The organism is Bacillus thuringiensis, assembly GCF_001182785.1.
Taxonomy (GTDB): domain Bacteria; phylum Bacillota; class Bacilli; order Bacillales; family Bacillaceae_G; genus Bacillus_A; species Bacillus_A thuringiensis_S.
Map to the genome: position 1 here is coordinate 457739 of NZ_CP012099.1, position 26828 is coordinate 484566.

Here is a 26828-nt window from a genome sequence, read left to right on the forward strand (position 1 = left end):
TATAAAACGACGAAAGCTGCCATCCATAATGGATAGCAGCATTTCTGTTGAATCTGTTTTTAATAGTTATTATGTTGTAATTATTCTATAGTATATCATAGGTTTTTATGAGATGGTACGGTTTTGTTTTAAGTATAAACGGAAAACTTGTGTTTTCGCAATTCCTCTGGTATATATGAATATTGTTCATAAAAAGGTCGGAAAGGAAGACAACAAGTGAAGACAGAGAAATTTTTTACCCATCCGATTGGCGTATTTATTGCTGCAATAGTAGCAACTTTTTTATGGGGAAGCGCATTTCCTTTTATTAAATTAAGTTATGTTGAACTTGGAATTCAACCACAAGAAGTTGGAGAGCAAATATTATTTGCTGGTTATCGTTTCTTGTTATCTGGGGTAATGCTTGTATTCTTTTTTAAAGTGTTAGGGAAAGATATGAGTTTCAAAAAAGGAACGGGGAAACAGTTAATACAAATTGGTTTATTCCAAACGTTTCTTCAATATATCTGTTTTTATATTGGAATGAGTTATAGTTCAGGAATTGAAGGAGCTATCATTTCAGGGACATCATCATTCTTTCAAATTTTACTCGCCCATTTTTTATATAAAGATGATGCTCTCAATATGAGAAAAATAATTGGGGTATTGATTGGTTTTTGTGGTGTCATTTTAGTGAATGTGCCGAGTGATGGTAGCTTATCATTTCATTTTGGAATCGGAAGTTTATTACTTCTTAGTGCAGCAATGCTGTATTCATATGGAAACATATTAGCGAAAGAAGGTAGTAAAATATTAGATGTTGGTTATATGACAGCATACCAAATGATTTTTGGTTCTATAGGATTATTATTTATAGGGGCTTTGCAAGTTGGAGTAATGCCATTTACATTTAGTCTAGATGCACTACTTATGCTGATTTATTTATCTTTCTTATCTGCAGCTGGTTTTTGCATTTGGAATACAATTATGAAGTACAATAAGGTTGGAAAAGTATCTATGTATATGTTCTTTATACCCGTATTTGGTGTGTTATTATCAAGCATGATTTTAGGTGAAGCAATTCATTCATTTGTGTTACTCGGTTTAGCATGTGTAGCCGCAGGAATTATTGTGGTAAATCGGACGCCAGCTAAGCAAAAAATAGAGCAAGAAAAACAAGTAGCATAGAATGCAGAAAAGCGATTACAATGGAAGAACAGTACTGTTCTTCTTTTTTTATAGAAAAAGGATAATAGACTAAGTGTAACGAAAAAAGATACAAAAAGCATTTATTGAGGAGAACATATTATGAATCTACTTTATGTGGTGTTAATTGGGCAAATACTTCTTTTTTTTATTGGTGCAATTTATGCAATGCGACAGACAAAAAGAACGAAAGATAATATGCCGTTACCTTTAGCAATCCGTCTTATTCTTAGTTTTTCTTTAACAGGTAGTGCAATTTGGATATGGTTACAAGATCCATCTGTAGAGTATAGTACGTGGGTTGCACTTGGTATGACTTTATCGACTGTGGGAGATTTGTTTATGGCTGGGCTGATTCCAATTGGTCATCGATTAATTGGTGGGATGGTTACTTTCGCCCTTGCTCATTGTTTTTATGTAAAAGCATTTTTGCAAACAGGAATTTCATGGAATGGTTTTTGGATTGGCTTACTCGTATATGGGCTCTTTCTAATTGTAGGATGGTTCTTCTTTATCCGAAATGATAAACAGGATAAATTGTTTACGATAGGAGCTCTAATTTATGGATTGTGGGTTGGAGGAATGGCTTGCTTTGCATTCGCCTTATATTATGAAAATACAGGAATATGGTGGATACCAGCGTTTGGTGGCTTACTGTTTGTAATTTCTGATTTCATTATTGGCGTGACAGATATCGGAGGGCGTAAATTGAAGTATGAGCCACTTTGGATTTGGTTTACATATGTAGCCGCTCAAATGTGTATTGTATATGTGGGATTATAAAAAGATACTCTCAAAAATAGTGGATAGACTATTTTGAGAGTATCTTTTTTGCTTGTTTAATTTAATCAGTATTTCTATTTTGGAATTTCTAATATTATAATTTTATAATTCAGAATTTTGTAGAAAAATATCAGTCGTATTATTTATAATAAAAGTAAAAAGATGATGAGATGGTGAAATGATGCAAAAGAAAAAACGTTGGCGTGAATTCTTTGGAACTATTGCAATTGCATGTTTATTGGTGTTTTTGGCGAAAATTTTTGTGTTCTTTCCTACGACTGTAAAAGGAGCATCCATGAGACCAACGTTGCAAGATGGAGATAAGGTGATTGTTAACAAGTTAGCAAAACAATTTGAAAGCTATGGGAGAGAAGACATTATTGTTGTGAAAACAGATAATTTTTATGTCAAAAGAGTGATTGGATTGCCAGGGGATATTATTGAGATGAGAAATGATCAACTATATGTGAATTCTGAAGAGAAAGATGAAGAGTATTTGGATAGTAATAAAAAACAAGCAGAAAAAAAACTTCTGAATTTAACAGAGGACTTTGGACCGATTACAGTTCCTAAAAATAAGATTTTTGTTATGGGAGATAATCGCTTAATAAGTAAAGATAGTAGAAATGGTTTAGGTTTTATTGATAGAGAAGATGTGTTAGGAAAGTTAGCAGGCATTTATTATCCGTTTGAACATATGAAAATAATAAAGTGAAAAAACCAAGCAAATTTTAGTTTGCTTGGTTTTTTTGTTAAACAGTAGGAGATTCGTTAGATACAAAGATATCTTCATGTTTCTTTGTAGTACTTAAAACGAATTTATGTTGTAGCAATTGTAGTTTAAATAACGCTAAAGGATCATGATATGTTTCTGGATTGCTTCTTAGCGTTGCTAATGTTTGTTCATCTTCCTGTATCTCAAGTTGAGCTGCATCCACATTTTGTTTCAATATGCTAAGTGGATCTTTAAAGAACATCATGATATCACGTTCTAATGCCCCTTCAAATACTTCAAATTGTAGGAAGAATTGTTTTGAAATTGTGTGAGCAATTTCTGTATAGTCTTCTGTTTCAATGTATTGTTTATATTTGTTGGCGAGCATAGATTGGTTTTTTTGCATATTACCAAATAATTTCCCGGCACTTTTTAAGAAAAACTGTGTCGGTGTAAAGCGCAATAAAATATTGATGTTCGTTACTGTAATTCGATTTGTCATTCGTACAACATCTCGATTCCAATCATCTAATAATTTGAAATCGCAAGGAAGTTTCATACGTTCTTCTTTATATAATTTATTAAATGTTTCACTCATTTCATCTAAATAAGCTTGAGCTTGAATAAATTCATTATGTGCTGTTTCAATCCATTCTTGAATAGACCCAGTAAATTTAGGAAGAAGTACCTGTTGTACATGCTTTTGAACTCGTTCATTCATTGCAGCATTTAATTCTTCATGAACTAGTTTGAAATCACTATCTTCTTGAACAAGATCAGAGCAACTCTGTAATAATTCAGGAATTTGAGAATGTATATCTCGTGTAATTTCTTCTTTCGTTAAAAGATAGGATTCGGTAATAGAGCGAATTTTATCTTTTTCAAGAGCAGTAAGGTTATTAATAAATCCAGTAAGTTTCACTGAGATGTGTTTATTCCAGCGTACGGATTTTACTAATGTATTTTCTAATTCCACACGTTCATTTATTAGATAAGCAATTGTTTTTTGCGTAAACCATATTAGCTTTTCTATACGTTCTTTTTCTATGTCGCGTTTTGCAAGATTAGAGAGAATAGATTCTGTTACATCTCCAAGTTGCTGGCTACTCTCTTGCGAAGGAGAGTATGGGAAGAATTGTGCATCTGGAAAATGTACTTTAAGCTTACTAATTAGTTTTTCATTAGTAGTCGTATTATTTGTATGTAATACGAAGTGAATTTGTAAGTTTGGTACTTGTTCACGTAAATAAATTAACGTATCAATTTCTTCACTATGCAATGGTGAAGAAGAATTTAATACGTAAACAAGGCTATCTGCTGTTTGTAAGTATTCAAAGTATGCATTGTTTTTATCCAATTGTCCTTGAATGGCTGGTGTAATAAGAAATGTAAACTTATTTTTTCTTAAAAATCTACTTGGTAGCTTAATTTCTATACATTTTTTCTCAAGTTCTGACTGAGCAGATGTAGCCGTTATTTGATGGGATTCATCAAGGTTAGGGATATTACGTATATCTAACTCGGTAAATTCTGTTATTTCAGTTTGACTAGCGTCTTTAAATAGAATAGGAGTTGTTAAAGTTTCAGTTAAGATGTTCTCTCCTAATATTGAATTGACAAATGACGTTTTATCATAGTCACTAGTTCCAGCTATTAGTAGTGGTGTGACATTTAAATCACATAGTTCATGGACGAGTAGCGTAAATTGATGACTTAAATCTACATCATTTTTCTCAGCCCACACAGCGATTGTTTCGAATAAATGAGAAACTGTTTCCATATTTACATCTGCTTCAGCTGATGTATTAGAAAGTAAGGATCCAGCACTTTTTACGAGTAATGATTCTAAAGTTGTAGGTGAGACTTCATTCCATGCTAACACTGCTGCAGAGACAACTAGAGAATCTTTTGCTTTCGTTAAACTGAACCAATTTGTTAATAGATTTGGTACAAGTCCGTTTAATTCATGCATAAAATGATTTCCGGTAATTAATGCAAAGTATGTTTCTTGATAGCGAGTAGAAATTTCATTCCAATCGTCATTATTGTCTGTTTCAATATGCAAGAATAAATGATTAATACTTTGAATCCAAGGAAGGTATAAGGATTCATGTTGGTAGCTATTCCAAAGAGCAATAACAAGTTCTTTAAACTGAGCTTGATCAACAGCATATAGAGCTTTTAAAGACTCATAGAAATATTCAGGCTTAATATTTCTAGTAAATCCTTTGTTTATGTAATTTATTAACGTATCAAACCAGTGTAAAGATTGTGTTCGAATACCTTCTTGAACAGCTAGTTCGATAGCATTGTTCCAATCTTCTTGTTTTTCATAGAAAGAACGTGCAATTGCAGTAATATTTGGGTAATCCGGTTGGAATGCAACAGCTTCACTAATCGTCTTAAAAGCAAGTCCTAAACGATCTTGTTCGATATAAAGAGAAAGAAGTTGTAATGAAACCTCCATCGTAAGAGTTGTATCTTCTGTTTGAATAGATTGATAAATTTCTTCTGCCTTTGGTAAGAATCCTAGTTCAAAATAAGCATCTGCAATATTTTTTGTTGCCCAAAGTGCAAGAGCATTATTAACTTTTTCCCATTTAAATATAGCTGCTTCAAAATCTTTATTTTGATAATAAAATTCACCTTGAGCAAATCGAATATTAGAAATGTTGGAGAATTCATTTTTAGATTCATTTATATATGCTTCACCGAGTACTTCCGATGCAGGAGTAGAAGTTTCTTCTGTTAAAAATGTTTTATAGTAAACTTTTTGAATAAATTGATTTTCAATGGTCATGTTCGTTCCCCCCTGTATAATTTAGAAAAATGATGTTGTATGTAAAAGGGTTCATGTTCTTTTAATAGGTAGAAGTTGTATTATATAGACCAAACTATGTTTTTGCTAGATATATCATTTTTCTTGAGAGTTAAACCGTTGCGAAAAGTAACTTTCCTTTATTGTAACAAAAAAACACGCATGTGAATTTTTATTTTTTATCAGGACATTTGCAGGCAGTAAGAATCTAATCTCAAAATTAGTGAATGTAAGTGAATTATGTTGGAGGCGAGATACCTGTAGAAGCCTGATTGAAGTAAGCTAATAATCAGTAGAGGATGAAGAAAACCCACGCGGATTGAAGTTTAATTTTATCTCTGTTAAAGGAACGAATAGAAGTAGAGTTCATTATAAAAACAATGTATAGTGAATATGTATACCATGTTTGCCTTAAAGATAGAACGGGTACAATGTGGAATAACGATCGTGCATAGGATGTGTCTTCCGAATGGAACAACATATTGGCGAGTTAATCGCGCATTATGGGTATTTTGGAATTGTTATAGCCTTGGCTGGTGGGATTGTCGGATTACCGATACCAGACGAGTTTTTATTGACCTTTGTTGGTTATAATGTTTCAAAAGGAGTTATGTCAGGAACCGCTGCTTTTTTAAGTGGGATGGCTGGTGCGATGTTAGGGATTACGTTAAGCTACATATTAGGTTTAAAACTTGGGCTCCCTGTTTTAAAGAAATATGGGCCGAAAATTAGAATTAAAGAACATCACATTGAAAAAACACATATTTTATTTGAAAAATATGGGCCATTTCTTTTAATGATTGGTTATTTTATACCGGGAGTACGTCATTTAACAGCATATTTTGCTGGGGTATCAAATTTGACACTTTGGCGTTTTTGTTTGTACGCTTACGGTGGTGCGCTCATTTGGATAAGTGTTTTTATTGGGCTTGGCTGGAAGTTAGGCGAGAAGTGGCGCTTCGTTGAGTATAGTTTACATCATTATGGAATATGGATTTTATTAATTTCAGCAGTTGTTACATGTGTTGTATGGTTTTATATAAAGAAAAAGAAAAACCGCTAATAGCGGTTTTTTTAGCTGAAAGCAATAAATAATACACCAGCTGTAATAAAGACTACACCAACGCCGGTCATAAAGTTTAACTTTTCACCGAGTATAATCATAGCGAGAATGATAGAAAATACGACGCTTAATTTATCGACAGGAGCTACTTGTGAAACCTTTCCTGTTTTGAGGGCAAGAAAATAAAATAGCCATGACGAAGCACCTGCAATCCCACTTAATGTGATAAATAGCAGTGCTTTTTTATTTAGCAGTACGTCGCCGATATTTTGAAATTTACCTTGTATGATAATAACGCCTATCATAAATAATGCCATAATAATAGATCGAATTGTTGTTGCAACGTTTGCATCGATTCCGTCTAAACCAAACTTTCCAAAAATCGATACAAGGGCAGCAGCAATTGCTGATAATAGTGCAAATAAGAGCCACGAACTCATAGTAAAATTCCTCCAATCTTACAGTATTATACATGAAAATGATTCTCATGTATAAAGTTGAAGCAATTGAGATTTATAGGAAGCACGACTTCAACTTAACTTCTTGCTCCACCTGAATTTTAAGGTGGGAGTTTTAACGTCCGCAAATAGTGGGCTAAATAACGAAATAATCCCCACCTTATATTTTTTATAAGGTGGGGATTATTATACTACTCTGCAATTTCCTCATATAAAAAGTACGTTACATTATAAATATGTTCTACTTCATCGTCTGTCATAAACAGTAATTCGTCACGCTCAATCCCTTTTTTCTTTTCAATAAACTCAATCATGTTTTTGCGTTCTTCTCTCTTCATCAATTTTATTTCTCCTCTCAATCTGTTTTAATACAGTTTATTTAAGTTACTGCTATTATATAACAGAATCTTTAGAAAGTTCCACCTATTTTATTGTTTTTTTCAAAAGAACTTTTCGACAAAACAAGCCCACCTAAAGGGGGGCTTGTTTTATTTTATAGTCGTAAAAACTCAGGCTCCGTCGTACCGGCACCATCGATGTAATAAATTGTGTCGGGATTGATTTTTATCAATACGTAATTAGGGTCTTCAGGACCGAGTAACCAACGTTTTAAGCTATTATTCCAAAACTTATTTTTTAATGTCGAGTCTTCCTCGATTGAAGCTAACCCTTCAACTTCAATATAATCTTCATCTAATTTTTTACCTTCTCGTCCGAGTAATACATGGACATTAGGATTGTTTTCAATATCTGTTATCTTTTTTGATTTCCGATCTGTTGCAATATATAACACAAAATCTTCGTGGAAAAACATCATAAAGGCACTATGAGGTTTGTTTTCACGTACAGTAGATAATACACCAGTTCGTTGACCGCATATAATAGTTTCAATTTTTTCTTTTAAATGCATGCTTTTAGCCTCTTTTCATACTTTGTAGTTTTCTTCGTCTAAATAAGAATGAAGTATCTTTCATACTCTTTTCATCAACATGATTTTTTAAACGTAATTGTGATGAAATCGGACAAGTTAGGAGAAGAATAATAATAATATTGAGGAGAAATACATACGATGGAAGGATGAAAAGCATGTTTAATAAAATATTTCTTATAGTAGCGCTTATAGGTGTACCACTGTCTGTACTTGGAAAAACACTTCATTGGCCAGAAACAATTATGTTCGCTGTGTATTGTATTACGATTATCGCATTGGCTGGTTTTATGGGGAGAGCAACAGAGAGTTTAGCAATTGTTTCTGGTCCTAGAATAGGTGGATTATTAAATGCTACTTTCGGTAATGCTGTTGAACTTATCATTTCAATTTTTGCACTTCAAGCAGGGTTAATTGAAGTGGTGTTAGCTTCTTTAACGGGTTCGGTACTTGGAAATTTATTATTAGTAGGAGGACTATCCTTCTTTGTAGGAGGACTTAAATATAAAAGGCAAAGCTTTAACGTTTACGATGCAAGGCATAATTCAGCTTTATTAATATTTGCTGTTGTCGTGGCCTTTGTTATTCCAGAGATTTTTTCAATGAAGATGGACGCTGGCAAGACGTATCAATTAAGTATAGGTGTTTCTATTATTATGATTATCATGTACATTGCTGCATTACTATTTAAGTTAGTTACACACCGTGGTGTATATCAACACAAAAGTGACGAAGTAGCGCATGAAGAAGAGCCAGAGTGGTCGAAAGGGAAGGCACTCCTTATTTTAGCGATAGCAACACTGGCGGTAGCTTATGTATCAGAGGCGCTCGTGCATACTTTTGAAACTGTTGCAAAATCATTTGGTTGGTCAGAGTTATTTATAGGGGTTATTATCGTTGCAATTGTTGGAAATGCAGCGGAACATGCATCTGCAATTATTATGGCTTATAAAAATAAAGTAAATATTGCAGTCGAAATTGCAATAGGGTCTACATTACAAATCGCCATGTTTGTTGCTCCTGTATTAGTATTGCTATCTATGTTCTTCGCGCAGAGGATGCCTTTAGTATTTACCATACCAGAACTTGTGTCTATGATTACAGCCGTTTTCTTAACGATTGCGATTTCCAATGATGGAGATACAAACTGGTTTGAAGGCGGCACTTTACTAGCGGCGTATGTCATTATGGGAATTGGTTTTTATTTATTATGAAAAATAGGCATAACAATTGTGCTCAGAGAAAACAATAAATGAAGTAGTATATATACCTTTACATAGGAAGGAGCCAGACAGGTGAAACGAGTATACAGCATATGTCTTTCAACTATGGTCTCGTTTATTTTATTATTTCCTAACATGAGTTTTGCAAAGACAACAGTAGGAACAAAAATGCCTTCATCTGTTTTAAATATTTCAAAAGACAATACATTCCCAAATGATGCGCAAGATTTGCCACGTTTACAGCCGAGTAAGTTTGCTCAAGAACTATTGAAAACAGCTAATATTAAAATTGAAAATCCAGACTTAATTCGGATGTTTAATGAAACGACAATTTCAAATGCGCCGCTTGCAGTAGGGTATCGGGCAAAAATTTATTTAGGTCAATGGGCTTTACATTATGAATCAGTAGACACATCGATTAATTGGGAATATAAACAAGTGAATCGAAATGTGTATGATAATCGCGGAGGAGACCGTTTGTATCCACTTCGCTATAAGCAAGAAACACAAAAGACGGTTGAAGGCGATTTAACAGCAGATATGAAAGATGCTGCAGATGTGAAAAAAATGATGCTTCTCAAAGCGCTTGAAAAAGTACAATTGCCCCTTTCGTTTAAAACAACTATTGGTTATGGTACTGGACATGAGCGTGTGTATAATATTAGTCCGAGTCAACTCGGATATTTATACGCTTATACACCAGCAGTAAATGAAAAGGGAAAAGTAACATTTGGAGAAGTGTATCTTGTATTAAAGGGAAATCAAAAAAGACTTGTTGTGAAAAATATTACTTCTCAAGGAATTGGAGCGGCGATTCCAATTCATGATCATTTATTTTTTAAATTCATTTCTTCTTCCCACTCGCAATAACATAAAAAAACGTCAGCTTATAAGCTGACGTTTTTTTATAATGTAATGTTTGCTGTTTTTGATAAGAAATCTTCTGTCGGATAGTAGCTGTTTTTTACAAGAACATTTGGTCCAAGACATTTTACTGCAGGACAGTGACAGCTTAATGATTTTGCTGTTTTTGAAGCACTCCATTTGTCATATGCTTCTTGTAATGTGTTTGTTTGTATGTTTCCTAGAAGTGGAACATCACCAAAGTCCGTCACAATAATATTTCCATCGAAAATATTTACATTTAAACGAGAACGGCCATCTGGATCATTACGAACAGTGACATTTTTGCTCTCTTGTAATTTTTTAAATGTGGCAATGTCTCGCTCGTCATCGCTACAAGCATAGAAAGGTAACGTTCCAAATAACATCCATACATTTTCATCGCGAATTTCTAGTAAATGCTCAATTGCATTACGAATTTCAGCTTTTGTTAAAATCTCTAGATTACTCGCGAAGTCACTTGGATACATTGGGTGAACTTCATGACGTTTACAGCCCATCTCTTCGACGATTTGACGGTGAATATGTTCAATATGTGGTAGAGTTCTTTTGTTTAACATTGTTTCGGCCGATACAAGTACACCTGCATCTGATAGAGCCTTACTATTTGTAATCATTCTTTCGAATAATTTTGCACGTTGTTCGTAAGTAGGTTTACGCTCCATCATTGCAAATCCGCCTTCAACGAAGTCATCAATTGTTCCCCAGTTATGAGAGATATGCAACACGTCTAAATAAGGAATAATTTGTTCGTAACGTGCTAAATCTATAGTTAAGTTAGAGTTGATTTGAGTGCGAACGCCTCGTTCATGGGCGTATTTTAAGAGTGGTGTTACATAGTTGTCGACGGATTTCTTTGAAAGCATAGGTTCTCCGCCAGTAATACTTAAAGAACGTAAATGAGGAATCTCATCTAATCGTTTTAATAAAAGATCCATCGGAAGCGGATTTGGGTCTTTCGGCTGTAACGTGTAACCAACAGCGCAATGCTCACAGCGCATATTGCATAACGTCGTCGTTGTAAATTCAACATTTGTTAATAGTAGTTTGCCGTACTCTTCAAGGTCCATATACGCTTCCCATGGATCGTAAGAAGGAGTAATCGGCTTCATTTTTTGTGATATCGTCATATGAAATACTCCTTTGACTATTGAAATAACAATTTGTCCATTCTCTATAATAGAAGAATATGTGCTTTTTATAAAGTGAAACTTTTTAGCGTGAAAAGAGAGAGGGCTTACATTATAGTGGAGGACTGTGACAAAATTGATGAAATTTCATGCCCATAGCAATCATTTTTGCGGTATAATAAAAGCAACTCGAATTAAAAGGAGAGTGCCTTCATGGGAAAAGCAATTCAAGATAAAGATACACAATTAGTATATTTAAAAGAGCGTTTAAATATGTTCATTGAAGTAATTGATACAATTGAACCTGAAGAAGTAGAATTAGAAGATGTAGATCGTCTTCTTGCAATGTTAGATGAATTAGAATTAAAATGTGAGCAATTTAAAAAAGACGAATAATATATTAAAAAGGCTGCCAATTCCAATTTGGTAGCCTTTTTCTGTGCGGATAATAGAAGGACGATAGAAAAAGAGGTATAATCAAGTTGTGAAAAATTTCATTTATGCTTTAATAGCGTGAAACAAATAAAAAGCTAAAGAGCATAACAATGGAATTTTCAGCTCATAACGTTTTGGTAGCGTTCACAATTGAGGGGGAAGTAACAATGGAAAAGCTTCAAGAAAGCATGTATCAACTAATTGTTGAAACGTCAACGAACTTACCGAAAGATGTTCGTCGTGCGATTCAACAAGCGAAAGAGCGAGAAAATGCAGGGACTCGTTCTGCGATGGCACTTGGCACAATTACAAATAATATTAAAATGGCTGATGATAACATCTCACCGATTTGCCAAGATACAGGGATGCCAACGTTTAAAATTTATACACCAGTTGGTGTGAATCAATTAAAGTTGAAGGAAGCTATCTATAATGCGCTTGAGCGGGCGACAAAAGATGGTAAACTTCGTCCAAATTCTGTTGACTCTCTTTTTGGAGACAATAGTGGAAATAATTTAGGACCAGGTACACCGGTTATTAAGTTTGAACAATGGGAAAAAGATTATATTGATGCACGTTTAATCCTAAAAGGTGGTGGCTGTGAGAATAAAAATATTCAATATAGCTTACCGTGTGAACTAGAAGGACTTGGACGAGCTGGCCGTGATTTAGAAGGAATTCGTAAATGCCTTCTTCATGCAGTATACCAAGCACAAGGTCAAGGATGTAGTGCTGGTGTAATTGGTGTTGGTATCGGGGGAGACCGCACATCAGGTTATGAATTAGCCAAAAATCAATTATTCCGTACATTAGATGATGTCAATCCAGTACCAGAGTTACAACAACTTGAAGAGTACGTATTAGAAAATGCGAATAAGCTTGGCATTGGTACAATGGGATTTGGTGGAGAAACAACTTTACTGGGCTGTAAAATTGGCGTGTATAACCGCCTGCCGGCTAGCTTCTACGTATCTGTGGCGTATAATTGCTGGGCATATCGCCGCCTAGGTGTAACAATCCATCCTGAAACAGGTGAAATTATGGATTGGTTATATCAAGAAGGTGAAGATACACTTCAGCATGAAGCACAAGAAAAAACAGAGCAACGTGAGATTGTATTACAAGCACCAATTACAGAAGAGCAAATTCGTGGACTTCGCGTTGGTGATGTTGTAACAATTAATGGCATGATGTATACAGGTCGTGACGCAATCCATAAGCATTTAATGGATAATGATTGTCCAGTAGATTTAAATGGACAAATTATTTACCACTGTGGTCCAGTTGTTGTGAAAGATGACAATGACAATTGGCAAATTAAAGCGGCAGGTCCAACGACAAGTATTCGTGAAGAACCGTACCAAGGCGATATTATGAAGAAATTTGGTATTCGCGCTGTTATTGGAAAAGGCGGTATGGGTGCGAAAACATTAGCGGCTTTAGAAGAACACGGCGGCGTGTACTTAAACGCAATTGGCGGTGCGGCGCAATATTATGCTGAATGTATTAAAGAAGTGAAAGATGTTGATTTCTTACAATTTGGTATTCCAGAAGCAATGTGGCATTTACGCATTGAAGGTTTTAAAGCAGTTGTAACGATGGACTCTCATGGTAATAGTTTACATGCAGATGTTGATAAAACATCACTTGAAAAATTAGCGAGCTTTAAAGAGCCGGTATTTAAATAAACAAAAATGCATCTCGAATCTTTCGAGATGCATTTTTTGGTATATATAGAAAAACATGCACAGCATGAAAGTAAGTAAGTAAACAGAAACTACAGGTACGATTATATATGGAAAGGAGACTATTTATGAAATATAAATGGTTGTATATCGGTCTCATTTTTTCAATTATGATGGCACTTGTTCCAGTTTCGGCATTGGCTTATACAAATACTCCACATAACTGGGGAATCCCGCGTCCTAAAAATGAAACAGTACCAGATGCAGGAAAGTTATATACGGATTTACTGCAAAAAAATGGTGGGTTTTATTTAGGAGATACGAAGAAAAAAGATATTTATTTAACATTTGATAATGGATATGAGAATGGATACACAGGCAAAATCTTAGATGTATTAAAAGAGAAAAAAGTACCAGCAACTTTCTTTGTAACGGGGCATTACATTAAAACACAAAAAGATTTATTGTTAAGAATGAAGGATGAAGGACACATTATTGGAAATCATTCTTGGAGTCATCCTGATTTTACAGCGGTAAATGATGAGAAGCTTCGTGAAGAATTAACGAGTGTAACGGAAGAAATTAAAAAAGTAACTGGGCAAAAAGAAGTGAAATATGTACGTCCTCCGCGCGGCGTATTTAGTGAAAGAACGTTAGCTCTTACGAAAGAAATGGGCTACTATAATGTATTTTGGTCACTTGCATTTTTGGATTGGAAAGTGGATCAGCAAAGAGGATGGCAATATGCACATAATAATGTTATGACGATGATTCATCCAGGATCTGTTTTATTACTTCATGCAATATCAAAAGATAATGCAGAAGCACTTGCGAAAATCATTGATGATTTGCGCGAGAAAGGGTATCATTTTAAAAGTCTAGATGACTTAGTAAAAAGCAATCAACCGTAAGCATGTATGCTTACGGTTTTCTCATGCTATAATGATGTGTAAAAAGGATGGGGAAACGTATGTGGAGCGAACATGTTACGTTAGAGTATCCGTATCATTTTGAAGAAGTATTAAAACGTTTATCTTTTGATCCTCTTAACGTCATTCAATTAGATGAGAAAGTCATTTATATCCCGCTTTGTATAGACGAGGAACAGGTTATTGTTCGCTTACAAGGGATTGGTACTGTTCAAAATCCACAGTTTTGGATTTCTAGTCAGACAGGAAATCCGGAGAAAGTCATGAAACGAATGAGGGACATTTTTCATTGGAATGAACCGTTTCAAGATATACAAAATCATTTTTTAAACACATCATTACGTCCACTATTTGAAACATATGCTTATACTCCAATTATTTTAGAATTTGATTATTTTGCTTGTCTTCTTCGCTGTATCATTCATCAACAAATAAATTTGAAATTTGCTACTGTGTTAACAGAACAATTTGTGAAACGGTATGGAACAGAAAAGAACGGTGTATTCTTTTTCCCGACTCCGGAAATAGTAGCAAATATTTCAATTGAAGAATTGAGAGAGCAGAAGTTTAGTCAGCGAAAGGCTGAATATATAGTAGGATTAGGTCGAAGTATTGTCAGTGGTACATTAAATTTAGCGAGTATAGAAAATGGGACGGAAGAAGAGGTTGGGGCACAATTGTTGCCAATTAGGGGAATTGGTGCATGGACAGTGCAAAACTTTTTAATGTTTGGGCTTGGACGGAAAAATATGTTCCCGAAAGTGGATATTGGGATTCAGCGTGCAGTGCAAGGTATATTTCAATTAGATGATAAACCTGATGATGCATTTTTAGAAAAAGTGAAACAAGAGTGTGAACCATACTGCAGTTATGCAGCGTTATATTTATGGAAAAGTATAGAGTAGAGGTGTAATAATGATACAAAAGCAACACGAGAGTAAGTTGGAAGTTGGTCAAACGTTTCCTGTGACAATTAAACGTCTTGGGATTAACGGAGAAGGCGTTGGTTATTTTAAGAGACAAGTTGTTTTCATTCCAGGGGCATTACCAGGAGAAGAAGTTGTTGCAGAAACAACGAAAATTCAGCGTGGCTTCGCTGAAGCGAAAGTGAAAAAAGTTCGTAAAGCTTCACCGCATCGTGTGAAAGCACCGTGTCCAGTATATGAGGAGTGTGGCGGTTGTCAGCTGCAACATTTAGATTATAAAGAACAATTGAATCAAAAGCGTGATATCGTTGTACAAGCATTTGAGAAGTACATGAAAAACAGTATGGAAGAGAAAATTCGTCCAACGCTTGGCATGGAAAATCCATGGCATTATCGTAATAAGAGTCAATTACAAGTGGGGCGTAAAGACGAAAAGGTTATTACAGGGCTATATAAACAAAACTCACATCAGTTAATTGATATTGCTCACTGTATGATTCAACATAAAGCAACGAATGAAGCGACAAAAGTTGTAAGACGTATTTTAGAAAAATTAAATGTTTCTATTTACAATGAGAAAAAACAAAAAGGTTTAGTACGCACAATTGTAACACGTACTGCAGTTCAAACAGGGGAAGTACAAGTTACACTTATTACAACAAAAGAAGAATTACCAAATAAAGAACAATTTATTGCAGAAGTACAAAAACAGATGCCAGCGGTTAAATCAATTATGCAAAATGTAAACTGGCGTAAAACATCTGTTATTTTTGGCGACAAAACATTTAAATTAGCTGGAAAAGAAGTAATTCAAGAAACACTTGGTGATTTATCATTCGAATTATCAGCACGTGCATTCTTCCAGTTGAATCCAGAACAAACTGTTGTTTTATATGATGAAGCGAAAAAAGCAGCTGCGTTAACAGGAAACGAGAAGATTGTGGATGCGTACTGTGGTGTTGGTACAATCGGTCTTTGGCTTGCAAATGATGCAGCGGAAGTACGTGGTATGGATGTAATTCCAGAAGCGATTGCAGATGCAAGAAAAAATGCGAAGCGTCACGGATTTACAAATACGAAATATGAAGCAGGTAAAGCTGAACAATGGTTACCGAAATGGGTAAAAGAAGGATGGCGTCCAGATGTAATTGTTGTCGATCCACCACGTACAGGTTGCGATGATAAATTACTGGAAACAATTTTAAAGGTGAAGCCGAAACAAGTTGTGTATGTGTCTTGTAATCCTTCTTCATTAGCACGTGATGTACAAGCATTAATGAAGAGCTATGAAGTGGAGTATGTGCAACCAGTTGATATGTTCCCGCATACTGCGCATGTTGAGAATGTAGTTAGATTAAAGTTGAAATAAGAAGGATTAGAAATGTTGATGTAGTTAACTACATCAACATTTTTTTGTTATGTTAGCAGCTAAATCACCTTACGTAATCAACATACACACTTTCTGTATGGAGTATATGAAATGTCTTTCTGCATTCGAAAAGAATTTGTAAAAATATACAGTATTCAGATTGTATAGACCACTTTGTATTAATAAATTACAATATGGATGTAACATAGCAATTTTGCTATAGAAAATAAGCTAAAAGGGAGAAGATGTATGAAAAAATGGTTGGCATTATTTGTTTTTGGGATGGTTTCTTTATTTGCAACTTCTGCACATGCGGAATCATATGAAATAACAAAAACATTAAAAGTATATGAAAGCCGCAGTTTTAATTCGCCTGTGAAAAAAGAACTGCAGCCAGGAGAAAGGGTTTATGTTACAAATCAACATCCTAGTGGATGGTGGAAGATAAGTGGCGGATTTATTGCACCAGAGGGCGCGAAAGTAGAAATTAATCGAAATTTTGAAGCTTTTGATTGGATTAATATGGACAGTGCGAAGTACGTATTTGGTCCTCAAACTGTTATTGCACGTGATGGTACACTAAGAGGTGAAATTTTGATTGATACATATTTGGGGCAGAAGTGGACAAGTGTAAATGGAATGCCACAAATAATGAAGCAGAATTTTGCAGCATACAGTAGCCCTGAAGCTAAAAATCCAGATGCTTGGTTCGCTCCACAAACGGTTAATATTTTGCAGACAAAAGAAAACGGTTGGTCTTTAATTAACACGTATTTAGGGCCAAAGTGGATTGTTCGTTATCCACACGTGGAACATATTAATCGTGATTTTTATGCATACAATGAACCTAAGTACATGCATCACGGTGTGAAATTCTCAGCCCAATCTGTAAGAGTACTTCAACAAGGAGAAAATGGTTGGAAGAAAATTAAGGCTGGAGTTGGAGAAAAATGGATTGCGCCACAAGGATCTTATTACCATGTCCCAAATGTATTTACGGCATTTGATCAACCTTTCGGTAGAGCAATCGGCACTTTTGCACCACAAACGGTATTTGTAGTTGAAGAATCTACAACGTCATTTGGTTGGTTGAAAATTAGAACATACTTAGGAGATTCCTGGATTCGAACGAATCGTAATTAGTAAATAGATTACTTTATTCCTTTTAGAATGAAGTAACAATATGTTATAGTTCCCTCATATGGAAAAGCTGTATGAGGGATTATATTTTTAGTCCATTAAGACAAGGAGAATACGATGAATAATTATAAATTAACGATTCAGTACGACGGCGCACGTTTTAAAGGATGGCAACGTCTCGGTAATAACGATAATACGATTCAAGGAAAAATCGAAAGTGTCATATCTGAAATGGTCGGAAAAGAAATTGAAATTATCGGTTGTAGTAGAACAGACGCTGGTGTACATGCTTTGAATCAAGTTGCTAACTTTCAAAGTGATGAGAAGTTAGTGGAACATAAAGTGAAAAAATATTTAAATCAATATTTACCCAATGATATTAGCATTACGGATGTGGAAGAAGTACATGATCGCTTCCATGCTCGTTACAACTCTAAAGCAAAAACATATCTGTATAAAATTTGGAATGAAGAGCATACAAATCCATTTATGCGTAAATACAGCATGCATGTGAATAAAAAATTAAATGTGAAAAGCATGAAAGCAGCTGCAAAACATTTAGTTGGTTCACATGACTTTACTGCTTTTTCAAATGCGAAATCAAAGAAAAAATCTATGGTTCGAGAAGTATATACACTTGATGTGATGGAAGAGGCAGGGTTTGTACAAATTAGAGTAAGTGGTAACGGCTTCCTTCATAATATGGTAAGAAAAATTGTTGGGGCATTAATTGAAGTTGGATTAGGACAATTAGATGCTGAAGCAATTCCAAACATTTTAGAAGAAAAGCAGCGCAATCAAATTAATTGTCTTGCTGAGGCAAGTGGATTGTATTTAGAGAATGTTGAGTTTTAATGGCAAATAAAAAAATCGGGCTAAGTAGCTCGATTTTTTTAGTATTACGAAGATTTATCGTTTTTTATACGTAGCTTCAAATTCCAAAAAGCAGCAAGCATAATAGCTGCAAAGGAGCCAAAAATTGTTCCTAATAGCTTTGCATAAGGAGAGCTGCTTACATCGGCATTAATGAATAACATCATACAGAGCATGGCAGGGAAAAAGTATAAGTATTGTAATAACTTTAATTTTTTATCATTACCCATATATATAGCCCCTTTCTAGCATGTTATATGTTTATTATAACATATTTTACCAAGTTGTTTTTATACTTGGAGACATGTTTATTTCATATGTGTAAATGCAGTTTTTTAATTCGATATTGTAAGTTTTGCCTACTTAATCCTAAAAATTTTGCAGCTTGTGAGATGTTGCCATGATTCTCTTTAAGAATTTGGTTAATGTAGTTCTTTTCCATTTTTTCTATTGTGTGTTTTAAAGTTTTAGGTGCATCAGTATTGTGATTAGTTAGTGCATGTTGCATATTGAATTCTGTTTTTATTCGTTCACGAAAGCGAGTAGGCATATGAAACGCTGTAATGATGGTTTCATCTTCTATCAAGTTCATGGAACCTTCAATTATATGTTCCAACTCCCGTACGTTTCCAGGCCAATCGTATGCATAGAAAAATTCTCTTACATTTACATCTACATCGGTTACGTTGAGCCCGAATTGAGTATTATATTTTTCAATAAAGTGCTGAACAAGAGCTGGAATATCTTCTTTTCTTTCACGTAAAGGCGGAAGACATAAAGTAACGACGCTTAATCGGTAATATAAGTCTTCTCTTAATCGATTATGTGCGATGGCTTCGAAAGGATCTTCATTGATAGTTGCTATAATACGAACATCAATTTCTTTTTCGTGTGTGCCTCCGATTCTTCGTATTGTTTTTTCTTGTATAGCTCGTAGTAACTTCGCTTGAAGTGCTGGACTTAATGAGTTGATTTCATCTAATAACAAAGTTCCTCCGTTCGCTTCTTCAAATAAACCAGCTTTATCGATAGCTCCTGTAAATGCACCTCGGTTTGTACCGAATAATAAGCTTTCCATGAGTGTATCAGGTATAGCGGCACAGTTCTGTGAAATAAAGGGTTTTGTTGAACGCTGACTTTCATTATGGATGCTTTGTGCAAATAGCTCTTTCCCAGTTCCTGTTTCTCCTACTAGAAGTATGGAGGAAGATGTACGAATTACTCTTTTTCCTTCAGTAATGATTGATTGAATAGCTTCAGAATCACCAATTATGTGATCAAAGGTAAATTTAGTGCTTTGTTTTCGAGAAGGGCCCATTCTTATTGTTTGCTTTAAGTTACTAATTTCTTTTGATATTTCAATAGCGCCTTTAATTTTTCCATTTTCTATTATAGGGAAAGTATCGTTAATCGTTGTAATTTCTTGTCCTTTATTGTTAAAATACGTTTGTTTTATATTTTTGTTTGTTTTTCCTAATTTTAATGCCTCTATAAGAGTACTATTTTTATTTTCTTCAAATGCAAATATTTCTAAAGGACTTTTATATAATACATCTGAGCGTTCCATTGATTCAATTTCCATCATTTTGCGGTTATAGATAATCGTTTTACTTTCCTCATTAATAATATGAATCCCGATATCGAGTTCATTGAGTAAAGTTTCATATAGCATATTCATTTCAATGATCTGTTTAAAATTAATGTCTTCTGTACGCATAGATTATCTTCTCCTCATTTCACCCTATGAAGACTGACTTTTTATAATTTTATTAAAATTCTTATAAAATCGCAAAATTTTTTTGCTATTTTCCTTTTAAAACTTTTCAAATGATAGAAAAATTTTGCGGTTGTGCACGCTTTTTTGTGTAAAACGCTCATTTAATATATGAATTAGAGACTTGGTACGCATTTTGCATAAATAATATTCGAAATCTCTAGAGGGGAGAATATGAATTTTTATAGGATATACAACGTTTCAGTGTCAATTAATAAGAGGGAGGAATTTATAAAGTGAAGACAGTTATAGAAGGTGTGTATAGTCCTTGTTATGGAAAAGTAGAGAAGTTATTTGTTACGGAAAGTTCTTACGTATACGAGTGGGAGAAATTAGCGTTAATTGAAACGATAGATAAACAGAAAGTAGAAATTAAGATAGGAATCAGTGGTTATATTGAATCATTAGAAGTAGTAGAAGGACAAGCTATTGCTGATCAAAAGTTATTAATAACAGTAAGGGATGATCTTTTAGTAACAGGCAGTGATTAATGTAAGTGATGTGTATTTTTGCTCTTTTAAATCATTATTTTTACGGTGAATAATTTTAAAAGCGCTTACATTAAATGGATTGGCAAAGTGAAAAGGGGGGATTTATATGATGGATCAAAACCAAGGATTAAAAAGAGAATTGAAAAGCAGGCACATATTTATGATTGCACTCGGTGGAGTTATTGGTACAGGACTTTTTTTAGGATCAGGTTATACGATTCATGAAGCTGGACCTGGAGGAGCAATTGTAGCGTATCTTGTCGGTGGATTTGTAATGTATTTAACGATGCTCTGTCTGGGAGAGTTAGCGGTTGCGATGCCTGACGCAGGGTCTTATCAAACGTATGCGACAAAGCATATTTCTCCTGCAGCAGGTTATGTAGTGGGATGGATGTCTTGGTTAAACTGGTCTGCTACGATAGGTATTGAATTAATTGCAGTTAGTATTTTGATGAAACGTTGGTTTCCTGATGTACCGTCATGGATTTGGTGTGTAGTTTTCGCGGTACTGCTCTTTGCTATTAATGCGTTATCTTCAAGAAGTTTTGCGGAAGTGGAATTTTGGTTTGCAAGTATTAAAGTAATTACAATTATTGCATTTATTATTTTGGGCGGGGCAGCAATGTTTGGTTTTCTAGATATGAAAGGAAATGAACCAGCGCCAATGTTCTCTAGCTTTACTGATTATGGTGGATTGTTTCCAAATGGATTATCAGCCATTTTAATTACAATGATTGCAGTTAATTTTTCTTTCCAAGGAACAGAATTAGTTGGTATTGCAGCAGGTGAGAGTGAAAATCCAGAGAAAACGATCCCGAAGGCAATTAACAATACAGTTTGGCGTATACTTGTTTTCTTTGTACTATCTATTTTTATTCTTGCTGGACTATTCCCTTGGCAGCAAGCGGGAGTAATAGAAAGTCCATTCGTAGTTGTATTTGATAAAATTGGTATTCCTTATGCAGCAGATATTATAAATTTCGTTATTATTACAGCAGTACTATCCGTTGCGAATTCAGGATTATATGCAACTTCGCGTATGCTATGGTCTATGTCTAATCAAGGAATGATTAGTCCGATTTTTGGCAAGTTATCTAAAAACGGTGTTCCCATTTATGCATTGATTGTAAGCACAATTGTAGGTTGTCTCTCACTACTATCAGGTATTTATGCGGAAGATACAGTTTATTTATGGCTGCTTTCTATCGCTGGATTCGGAGCGATACTAGTTTGGGCATCTATTGCTTTATCAAATTTATTAGCTAGAAGGTCATACATGAAGCGGGGCGGGGATGTTAAGGACTTGAAATTTAAAACACCGCTGTATCCATTTGTACCACTTCTTGCGTTAGTATTAAATTTAACAGTAATCGTTGGCATGGCCTTTATTCCAGAACAAAGAATGGCATTGTATTGTGGTATTCCATTTATGATTGTTTGTTTACTGTTTTATCGTGCTACAAGAAATAAGGGAAATAATGTGGAGCATATTGAAAAGACAAATACAACGGAAGTAGAGAGTTTATAATAGTGATTAATTAGGAGACTGTAAAATTGTAAACAGTCTCTTTTTTTGTGAAAATAAAGCTGGAAACATACTATGTATGCAAAGGGGAGTTAGCGATGAAGCCAGAAGTTTCGCAGTTGTTAAAACAAATAGATTCAAGGAAAGAGGAATTGTTGGAACTTACAAAAACATTAATTCGTTTTGAAACACCAGCACCGCCAGCGAGAAATACAAATGAAGCGCAAGAATTTGTTGCAGAGTTTTTAAGCAAACGAAATTTTAGTATTGATAAATGGGATGTATATCCGAATGATCCGAATGTTGTTGGGGTAAAAAAAGGGATAAAAAGTGACTCATATAAAAGTCTTATTATTAATGGACATATGGATGTAGCCGAAGTGTCATCAGATGAGGCGTGGGAAACAAATCCATTTGATCCATTTATAAAAGATGGCTGGTTAGTTGGACGTGGCGCAGCAGATATGAAAGGTGGGCTGGCTGGAGCGCTATTTGCCATTCAACTTTTACAAGAAGCTGGTATTGAATTACCTGGAGATTTAACTTTTCAATCGGTAATTGGAGAAGAAGTTGGAGAAGCAGGTACACTTCAATGCTGCAAAAGGGGTTACGATGCTGATTTTGCAGTAGTAGTGGATACGAGCGATTTACATATGCAAGGACAAGGCGGTGTCATTACTGGATGGATTACAGTGAAAAGTCCGCAAACGTTTCATGATGCAACGCGCAGACAAATGATCCATGCTGGAGGACGTCTATTTGGAGCGAGTGCGATTGAAAAAATGATGAAAATTGTACAAAGCTTACAAGAATTAGAGCGCCACTGGGCAGTTATGAAAACATATGAAGGCTATCCATCTGGAACAACAACAATTAATCCAGCTGTTATTGAGGGAGGAAGGCATGCGGCGTTTATTGCGGATGAGTGCCGATTGTGGATAACAGTGCACTTCTATCCGAATGAAACACATGAACAAATAATAAACGAAATTGAAGAGTATATTGGAAAGGTGGCAGCTGCCGATCCATGGTTAAGTGAAAATCCGCCACAATTTAAGTGGGGCGGAGAATCAATGATTGTAGATCGTGGTGAAATTTTCCCTTCATTAGAAGTAGATAGTGAACATAAAGCTGTAAAAAAACTTAGCTCAGTACACGAGTCTATTCTATCAAAAAATGCAATTTTAGATATGTCTGCAACGGTAACTGATGGCGGTTGGTTTAGTGAGTTTCATATTCCAGCGATTATATATGGACCAGGTACATTAGAAGAAGCACATTCTGTAAATGAGAAAGTTGAAGTTGAACAGTTAATTGAATTTACAAAAGTGATAACAGCATTTATATATGAATGGTGCCACACGAAAAAATAGAGTTGTATAGTAAAATCGTACGAGTATGTATACTTGTACGATTTTCTAGTGAACTATTTCAGAGTTGAATACAAACAACTGAAATAGTTCTTTATTTTGCTATGTCTTTCGTTTCATTTCAAGTAATTTCTCTTTTGCTAATTCAACGGCAATCGCATCATCTAAATAGCCAATTGGAAAGAGATAGTCGGGAATAATATCTGTCGATAAAATGAAATAAAGTAATGCGCTCCCAAGAACTGCACGTTCTTCCTTTGAAATGGTTTCATTGCAAAATTGTTGATACATATCTGTTAATTGTTCAATAAAAGGACCAGCACTATCAATTTGCTCTAATTTGCTTGCGAAACTGTCACGAATACGTTTTTCGCCTTCTGTTGTCTGGGCATAGCGTTCGTAATTTTCGAGTTCTTGTTTTACGCGAGTTGTAGTGTAATCGAAATCGAATAAGTTAGAGGATTGTAAAGTTTGCTGAATGGTATCAAGAGATGTGTACATATCCGTTTTTTCTTTATTTATGTGAGGAGAATCAGGGTACATTTCATCAAATAACAATTGGGGTGGAACTTGAAGACATTCTGCAAATTTTTGTAGATGTTTTTGTTTTGGCGGTTGTTTGCCATTAATAATTCTTGAGACTGTTGCAGGATCAATATTTGTAAGTATTCCTAGTTGGCGCATAGATAGGGCGCGTTCTTTTAAAAGTTTTTTTATTAATTTACCAAGCCGATCATTCGGGTTTTCATTAGCCATAGTGTAGGCACTCCTTTTTTCGTGTTGAAAAAATGTTGAGCATTTATTACAAGTATATGAAACAGACAGGCACAGTTGCTCAACATTTTCATAATATGCATTGAAAAGTGAGAAAAAGGGGTGACTATTTATGAGTACGGCAGGCTTATTTTCAATTTTTTTAATCGGGATCGCTTCTAATTTAGATAATGCAGGTGTTGGAATTGCGTATGGCATTCGTAAAATTCGTATTTCGTGGTTTAACAATTTTATCATCGCATTCTTTGGGTTTTTATTTACTTTACTAGCTGGATTTTTTGGGAACTGGATTGCGTTATTTATTTCAGAGTTTACAGCAAACCTGATTGGAGCAATCGTTTTAGGGATAATCGGGGTGTTTATTTTATGTCAGCCTTTTTTGAGTCAAAAAAATACTGCAGGTTCTAAAGATGATAATGTACTTATGGGAATTTTACGTGATCCAGAAAAAGCAGATTTTGATGGCTCTAAAACAATTAGTTTTTCTGAAGCACTTGTTTTAGGAGTTGCATTATCTATTAATAATATTGCAGGTGGGTTTGATGCAGGGGTAACAAATTTAAATCTTTGGCTTACAGCGACTATTTCTGGGGTGTTTAGTTTTATTTGCATAAGCGGTTTTGCGTATGTAGGAAAACGATATTTAGCAGCATACTTAGGGAAATGGGCTACGGTTATTGCAGGAGTGTTATTAATACTTATTGGGATTGATCAGTTGTTGTGAAAATAGAAAAGCAATGTTCGAGCATTTCCTCGGAAATACTTGAATAAGTTGCATATATCGACATCGGATATTTACTTCTTAATAAATAAAAAGCACCTACATACTACATAGGTGCTTTTTAGCGTATGTCTTCAATTAATTGTTCTGATTCTTCATGCATACTGTATTCACTTAACACTTGGATGCAAAGCCACTTTAATTCCTCAATCGTGTGCTCAAGTTCTTCAGGAAGCACATGATGAATGTCTTCAAGTCCCATCCCGAAATGAATAAGTTCAAGTACTTGATCATCGATGTTCCGATCCATTAATAATTCAAGTACTTCTAAATTGAATATGTATCGGTGAGCTTCGTCGAGTGAAACAACTTTTAACTTCAAGCTTTCTACAATACTCAATATAAAAAGAAGGATTGTTTTTTCAAGAACAGGTTGTTTTCCCATTTGAAATATTAGTTTCATCTTTCACACCTCCACATATAGCGCTAGGTTGTACTATATTATTCAGGAGGGGGGAACAAATATGCATGATATAGAGAAACTTTCAGCACTGTTTTTGTAAGAGGATTGATAACTGACAAAAGTGAGGTTTTGGTGAAATAAAAAATCCTGCTAGTATAGCAGGATAACTCGCGATTAAAAAATACTCCAGCCTTCTTGAGCAGAAAGAAGTTCAAGAATTTTAAAACCAGCAATACTATTTCCGTTTGCATCTAAAGCCGGTCCGAAAATGCCGATTCCCATATCGCCTTTTACGCAGCCGAAAATACCACCCGCTACACCACTTTTTGCAGGGATACCAACACGGATTGCAAATTCACCAGATTCGTTATACATACCACATGTGACCATAAATGTTTTGCAAATTTTTGTAATATGTTTAGGGATAATTTGTTTTTTCTTATATGGATCATATCCATCCATTGCAAAAATTAAGCCGATACGTGCTAAATCGATGCAGTTTATTTCAACTGCGCATTGACGAGTATATAAATCCATAAGTTCTTCAATATCACAATCGATAATACCGTTTTGTTTCATATAATAGCAAAGCGAACGATTTAGATAAGCTGTCTCTAATTCTGAATCGGCAACTTTAGAGGAATAATTAATAGTAGGGTTATCTGTTATTTCACGTACAAAATGAAGAATACGTTCCATTTTTTCCTCGTTATCTTTTCCTGCTAACATGCTTGTAATAGCTAATGCTCCTGCATTAATCATTGGATTAAGGGGTTTGGACGGACTTGTCGTTTCTAATTTAATAATAGAATTAAATGGGTCACCCGTTGGTTCCATTCCAACTTTAGAAAATACATATTCTTCACCACGGTCTAAAAGAGCAAGGGCAAGTGTAATTACTTTAGAAATACTTTGAAGAGTAAATAGTGTTTGTGAGTTGCCAGCATGGATATATTCTGTTTCTTTATGGAAAATGGCAATCCCTAAATCGTCTGGATTTGCATTTCCTAGTTCGGGGATATAAGTAGCAAGTTTTCCTTTTTTCGTATATGGTTTTACTTGTTCTAACAACTGTTGTAAGTTGTTTGTTTCAATGCACTGCATAGTACCAACGCTCCTATTTTGAATTAACTAAGTTTACTTTTCC

General features: G+C 34.8%; 27 protein-coding genes. 17 read left to right on the top strand and 10 right to left on the bottom strand.

Features of this window, described 5'->3' with window-relative positions:
• The first annotated feature begins 216 nt into the window (after window positions 1-216).
• From AC241_RS02380 to lepB, 3 genes are all read left to right on the top strand, one after another.
• Complete coding sequence (locus tag AC241_RS02380; protein ID WP_050842488.1) at window positions 217-1167, top strand: DMT family transporter; 951 nt, start codon at window positions 217-219, stop codon at window positions 1165-1167.
• A gap of 120 nt (window positions 1168-1287) precedes the next feature.
• Window positions 1288-1968 carry a lysoplasmalogenase gene (locus AC241_RS02385; protein WP_016083650.1) on the top strand — a complete coding sequence of 227 codons (681 nt, stop codon included), beginning with the start codon at window positions 1288-1290 and terminating at the stop codon, window positions 1966-1968.
• 178 nt (window positions 1969-2146) lie between these two features.
• Window positions 2147-2683 (top strand): signal peptidase I, encoded by a 537-nt coding sequence (gene lepB / locus AC241_RS02390; protein WP_050842490.1) that lies wholly within the window; start codon window positions 2147-2149, stop codon window positions 2681-2683.
• A 37-nt stretch (window positions 2684-2720) separates the two neighbouring features.
• Here lepB and AC241_RS02395 read toward each other — a convergent pair whose 3' ends face one another.
• Window positions 2721-5483, bottom strand: coding sequence for a tetratricopeptide repeat protein (locus AC241_RS02395; protein ID WP_050842492.1), 2763 nt, complete (start codon window positions 5481-5483; stop codon window positions 2721-2723).
• 487 nt (window positions 5484-5970) lie between these two features.
• On the opposite strand from AC241_RS02395, the gene AC241_RS02400 reads away from it, so the two are divergent.
• A complete protein-coding gene (locus AC241_RS02400) occupies window positions 5971-6564 on the top strand; it encodes a DedA family protein (RefSeq protein ID WP_000434876.1) in 594 nt (197 codons plus the stop codon).
• Window positions 6565-6575: 11 nt separating this feature from the next.
• On the opposite strand, the gene AC241_RS02405 is transcribed toward AC241_RS02400, so the two are convergent.
• From AC241_RS02405 to AC241_RS02415, 3 genes are all read right to left on the bottom strand, one after another.
• Window positions 6576-7004, bottom strand: coding sequence for an EamA family transporter (locus tag AC241_RS02405; protein WP_000100295.1), 429 nt, complete (start codon window positions 7002-7004; stop codon window positions 6576-6578).
• A 209-nt stretch (window positions 7005-7213) separates the two neighbouring features.
• Complete coding sequence (locus tag AC241_RS02410) at window positions 7214-7360, bottom strand: BH0509 family protein (protein ID WP_000817786.1); 147 nt, start codon at window positions 7358-7360, stop codon at window positions 7214-7216.
• Between the two features lie 155 nt (window positions 7361-7515).
• Window positions 7516-7932 carry a pyridoxamine 5'-phosphate oxidase family protein gene (locus AC241_RS02415; protein WP_016083647.1) on the bottom strand — a complete coding sequence of 139 codons (417 nt, stop codon included), beginning with the start codon at window positions 7930-7932 and terminating at the stop codon, window positions 7516-7518.
• 176 nt (window positions 7933-8108) lie between these two features.
• Between AC241_RS02415 and cax the strand changes: the two genes are divergently transcribed.
• Both cax and AC241_RS02425 read left to right on the top strand, forming a co-directional pair.
• Window positions 8109-9164: a calcium/proton exchanger gene (cax, locus tag AC241_RS02420; protein ID WP_000482131.1), complete on the top strand. Its 1056-nt coding sequence runs from the start codon at window positions 8109-8111 to the stop codon at window positions 9162-9164.
• An 81-nt stretch (window positions 9165-9245) separates the two neighbouring features.
• A complete protein-coding gene (locus AC241_RS02425; RefSeq protein ID WP_002083605.1) occupies window positions 9246-10043 on the top strand; it encodes a YfkD famly protein in 798 nt (265 codons plus the stop codon).
• A 35-nt stretch (window positions 10044-10078) separates the two neighbouring features.
• Here AC241_RS02425 and yfkAB read toward each other — a convergent pair whose 3' ends face one another.
• On the bottom strand, window positions 10079-11206 hold the full coding sequence (gene yfkAB, locus AC241_RS02430; RefSeq protein ID WP_000156025.1) for a radical SAM/CxCxxxxC motif protein YfkAB: 1128 nt from the start codon (window positions 11204-11206) through the stop codon (window positions 10079-10081).
• 213 nt (window positions 11207-11419) lie between these two features.
• Here yfkAB and AC241_RS02435 point away from each other — a divergent pair, with 213 nt between their 5' ends.
• The 7 genes from AC241_RS02435 (at window position 11420) to truA (ending at window position 18545) form a co-directional block, all read left to right on the top strand.
• Entirely contained in the window at window positions 11420-11602 is a 183-nt protein-coding gene (locus tag AC241_RS02435; protein WP_000513558.1) for an SE1561 family protein, read from the top strand.
• Between the two features lie 206 nt (window positions 11603-11808).
• Window positions 11809-13329, top strand: coding sequence for a class I fumarate hydratase (gene fumA, locus AC241_RS02440; protein WP_000413530.1), 1521 nt, complete (start codon window positions 11809-11811; stop codon window positions 13327-13329).
• A 125-nt stretch (window positions 13330-13454) separates the two neighbouring features.
• Complete coding sequence (gene pdaA / locus AC241_RS02445) at window positions 13455-14237, top strand: delta-lactam-biosynthetic de-N-acetylase (protein WP_016083645.1); 783 nt, start codon at window positions 13455-13457, stop codon at window positions 14235-14237.
• A 59-nt stretch (window positions 14238-14296) separates the two neighbouring features.
• On the top strand, window positions 14297-15160 hold the full coding sequence (locus tag AC241_RS02450; protein WP_016083644.1) for a DNA-3-methyladenine glycosylase family protein: 864 nt from the start codon (window positions 14297-14299) through the stop codon (window positions 15158-15160).
• A 10-nt stretch (window positions 15161-15170) separates the two neighbouring features.
• A complete protein-coding gene (gene rlmD / locus AC241_RS02455; protein ID WP_016083643.1) occupies window positions 15171-16550 on the top strand; it encodes a 23S rRNA (uracil(1939)-C(5))-methyltransferase RlmD in 1380 nt (459 codons plus the stop codon).
• A gap of 249 nt (window positions 16551-16799) precedes the next feature.
• Window positions 16800-17693 carry a hypothetical protein gene (locus AC241_RS02460; protein WP_016083642.1) on the top strand — a complete coding sequence of 298 codons (894 nt, stop codon included), beginning with the start codon at window positions 16800-16802 and terminating at the stop codon, window positions 17691-17693.
• Between the two features lie 114 nt (window positions 17694-17807).
• Window positions 17808-18545 carry a tRNA pseudouridine(38-40) synthase TruA gene (gene truA / locus AC241_RS02465; RefSeq protein ID WP_016083641.1) on the top strand — a complete coding sequence of 246 codons (738 nt, stop codon included), beginning with the start codon at window positions 17808-17810 and terminating at the stop codon, window positions 18543-18545.
• Window positions 18546-18589: 44 nt separating this feature from the next.
• Here truA and AC241_RS02470 read toward each other — a convergent pair whose 3' ends face one another.
• Window positions 18590-18793 (bottom strand): hypothetical protein, encoded by a 204-nt coding sequence (locus tag AC241_RS02470; RefSeq protein WP_016083640.1) that lies wholly within the window; start codon window positions 18791-18793, stop codon window positions 18590-18592.
• An 83-nt stretch (window positions 18794-18876) separates the two neighbouring features.
• Entirely contained in the window at window positions 18877-20280 is a 1404-nt protein-coding gene (locus AC241_RS02475; protein ID WP_016083639.1) for a sigma-54 interaction domain-containing protein, read from the bottom strand.
• 293 nt (window positions 20281-20573) lie between these two features.
• On the opposite strand from AC241_RS02475, the gene AC241_RS02480 reads away from it, so the two are divergent.
• The 3 genes from AC241_RS02480 (at window position 20574) to AC241_RS02490 (ending at window position 23726) form a co-directional block, all read left to right on the top strand.
• On the top strand, window positions 20574-20828 hold the full coding sequence (locus tag AC241_RS02480; RefSeq protein ID WP_000859489.1) for a biotin/lipoyl attachment domain-containing protein: 255 nt from the start codon (window positions 20574-20576) through the stop codon (window positions 20826-20828).
• A 106-nt stretch (window positions 20829-20934) separates the two neighbouring features.
• Entirely contained in the window at window positions 20935-22356 is a 1422-nt protein-coding gene (locus tag AC241_RS02485) for an amino acid permease (protein ID WP_016083638.1), read from the top strand.
• Window positions 22357-22451: 95 nt separating this feature from the next.
• The gene (locus tag AC241_RS02490) at window positions 22452-23726 is read left to right on the top strand and encodes an acetylornithine deacetylase (protein WP_050842494.1); all 1275 of its coding nucleotides are present in this window, start codon (window positions 22452-22454) and stop codon (window positions 23724-23726) included.
• A 99-nt stretch (window positions 23727-23825) separates the two neighbouring features.
• On the opposite strand, the gene AC241_RS02495 is transcribed toward AC241_RS02490, so the two are convergent.
• Entirely contained in the window at window positions 23826-24479 is a 654-nt protein-coding gene (locus AC241_RS02495; protein ID WP_016083636.1) for a DUF1232 domain-containing protein, read from the bottom strand.
• Between the two features lie 130 nt (window positions 24480-24609).
• Here AC241_RS02495 and ytaF point away from each other — a divergent pair, with 130 nt between their 5' ends.
• On the top strand, window positions 24610-25221 hold the full coding sequence (ytaF, locus tag AC241_RS02500) for a sporulation membrane protein YtaF (RefSeq protein WP_016083635.1): 612 nt from the start codon (window positions 24610-24612) through the stop codon (window positions 25219-25221).
• 118 nt (window positions 25222-25339) lie between these two features.
• Here ytaF and AC241_RS02505 read toward each other — a convergent pair whose 3' ends face one another.
• Both AC241_RS02505 and glsA read right to left on the bottom strand, forming a co-directional pair.
• Window positions 25340-25681, bottom strand: coding sequence for a DUF3969 family protein (locus AC241_RS02505; RefSeq protein WP_000766603.1), 342 nt, complete (start codon window positions 25679-25681; stop codon window positions 25340-25342).
• Window positions 25682-25855: 174 nt separating this feature from the next.
• Window positions 25856-26785, bottom strand: a complete 930-nt coding sequence (gene glsA, locus AC241_RS02515) for a glutaminase A (protein WP_016083634.1) — start codon at window positions 26783-26785, stop codon at window positions 25856-25858.
• Window positions 26786-26828 lie beyond the last annotated feature (43 nt).

Bases quoted from the DNA above. Each gene is read 5' to 3' on its own strand.
- AC241_RS02405 (WP_000100295.1), bottom strand. From the start codon at position 7,004: ATGAGTTCGTGGCTCTTATTTGCACTATTATCAGCAATTGCTGCTGCC.
- AC241_RS02435 (WP_000513558.1), top strand. From the start codon at position 11,420: ATGGGAAAAGCAATTCAAGATAAAGATACACAATTAGTATATTTAAAA.
- AC241_RS02485 (WP_016083638.1), top strand. From the start codon at position 20,935: ATGATGGATCAAAACCAAGGATTAAAAAGAGAATTGAAAAGCAGGCAC.
- AC241_RS02505 (WP_000766603.1), bottom strand. From the start codon at position 25,681: ATGAAACTAATATTTCAAATGGGAAAACAACCTGTTCTTGAAAAAACA.
- ytaF (WP_016083635.1), top strand. From the start codon at position 24,610: ATGAGTACGGCAGGCTTATTTTCAATTTTTTTAATCGGGATCGCTTCT.
- AC241_RS02475 (WP_016083639.1), bottom strand. From the start codon at position 20,280: ATGCGTACAGAAGACATTAATTTTAAACAGATCATTGAAATGAATATG.
- cax (WP_000482131.1), top strand. From the start codon at position 8,109: ATGTTTAATAAAATATTTCTTATAGTAGCGCTTATAGGTGTACCACTG.
- lepB (WP_050842490.1), top strand. From the start codon at position 2,147: ATGATGCAAAAGAAAAAACGTTGGCGTGAATTCTTTGGAACTATTGCA.
- AC241_RS02410 (WP_000817786.1), bottom strand. From the start codon at position 7,360: ATGAAGAGAGAAGAACGCAAAAACATGATTGAGTTTATTGAAAAGAAA.
- AC241_RS02415 (WP_016083647.1), bottom strand. From the start codon at position 7,932: ATGCATTTAAAAGAAAAAATTGAAACTATTATATGCGGTCAACGAACT.
- AC241_RS02470 (WP_016083640.1), bottom strand. From the start codon at position 18,793: ATGGGTAATGATAAAAAATTAAAGTTATTACAATACTTATACTTTTTC.
- glsA (WP_016083634.1), bottom strand. From the start codon at position 26,785: ATGCAGTGCATTGAAACAAACAACTTACAACAGTTGTTAGAACAAGTA.
- yfkAB (WP_000156025.1), bottom strand. From the start codon at position 11,206: ATGACGATATCACAAAAAATGAAGCCGATTACTCCTTCTTACGATCCA.
- AC241_RS02395 (WP_050842492.1), bottom strand. From the start codon at position 5,483: ATGACCATTGAAAATCAATTTATTCAAAAAGTTTACTATAAAACATTT.
- AC241_RS02385 (WP_016083650.1), top strand. From the start codon at position 1,288: ATGAATCTACTTTATGTGGTGTTAATTGGGCAAATACTTCTTTTTTTT.
- AC241_RS02400 (WP_000434876.1), top strand. From the start codon at position 5,971: ATGGAACAACATATTGGCGAGTTAATCGCGCATTATGGGTATTTTGGA.
- fumA (WP_000413530.1), top strand. From the start codon at position 11,809: ATGGAAAAGCTTCAAGAAAGCATGTATCAACTAATTGTTGAAACGTCA.
- truA (WP_016083641.1), top strand. From the start codon at position 17,808: ATGAATAATTATAAATTAACGATTCAGTACGACGGCGCACGTTTTAAA.
- rlmD (WP_016083643.1), top strand. From the start codon at position 15,171: ATGATACAAAAGCAACACGAGAGTAAGTTGGAAGTTGGTCAAACGTTT.
- AC241_RS02495 (WP_016083636.1), bottom strand. From the start codon at position 24,479: ATGGCTAATGAAAACCCGAATGATCGGCTTGGTAAATTAATAAAAAAA.
- AC241_RS02460 (WP_016083642.1), top strand. From the start codon at position 16,800: ATGAAAAAATGGTTGGCATTATTTGTTTTTGGGATGGTTTCTTTATTT.
- AC241_RS02450 (WP_016083644.1), top strand. From the start codon at position 14,297: ATGTGGAGCGAACATGTTACGTTAGAGTATCCGTATCATTTTGAAGAA.
- AC241_RS02490 (WP_050842494.1), top strand. From the start codon at position 22,452: ATGAAGCCAGAAGTTTCGCAGTTGTTAAAACAAATAGATTCAAGGAAA.
- pdaA (WP_016083645.1), top strand. From the start codon at position 13,455: ATGAAATATAAATGGTTGTATATCGGTCTCATTTTTTCAATTATGATG.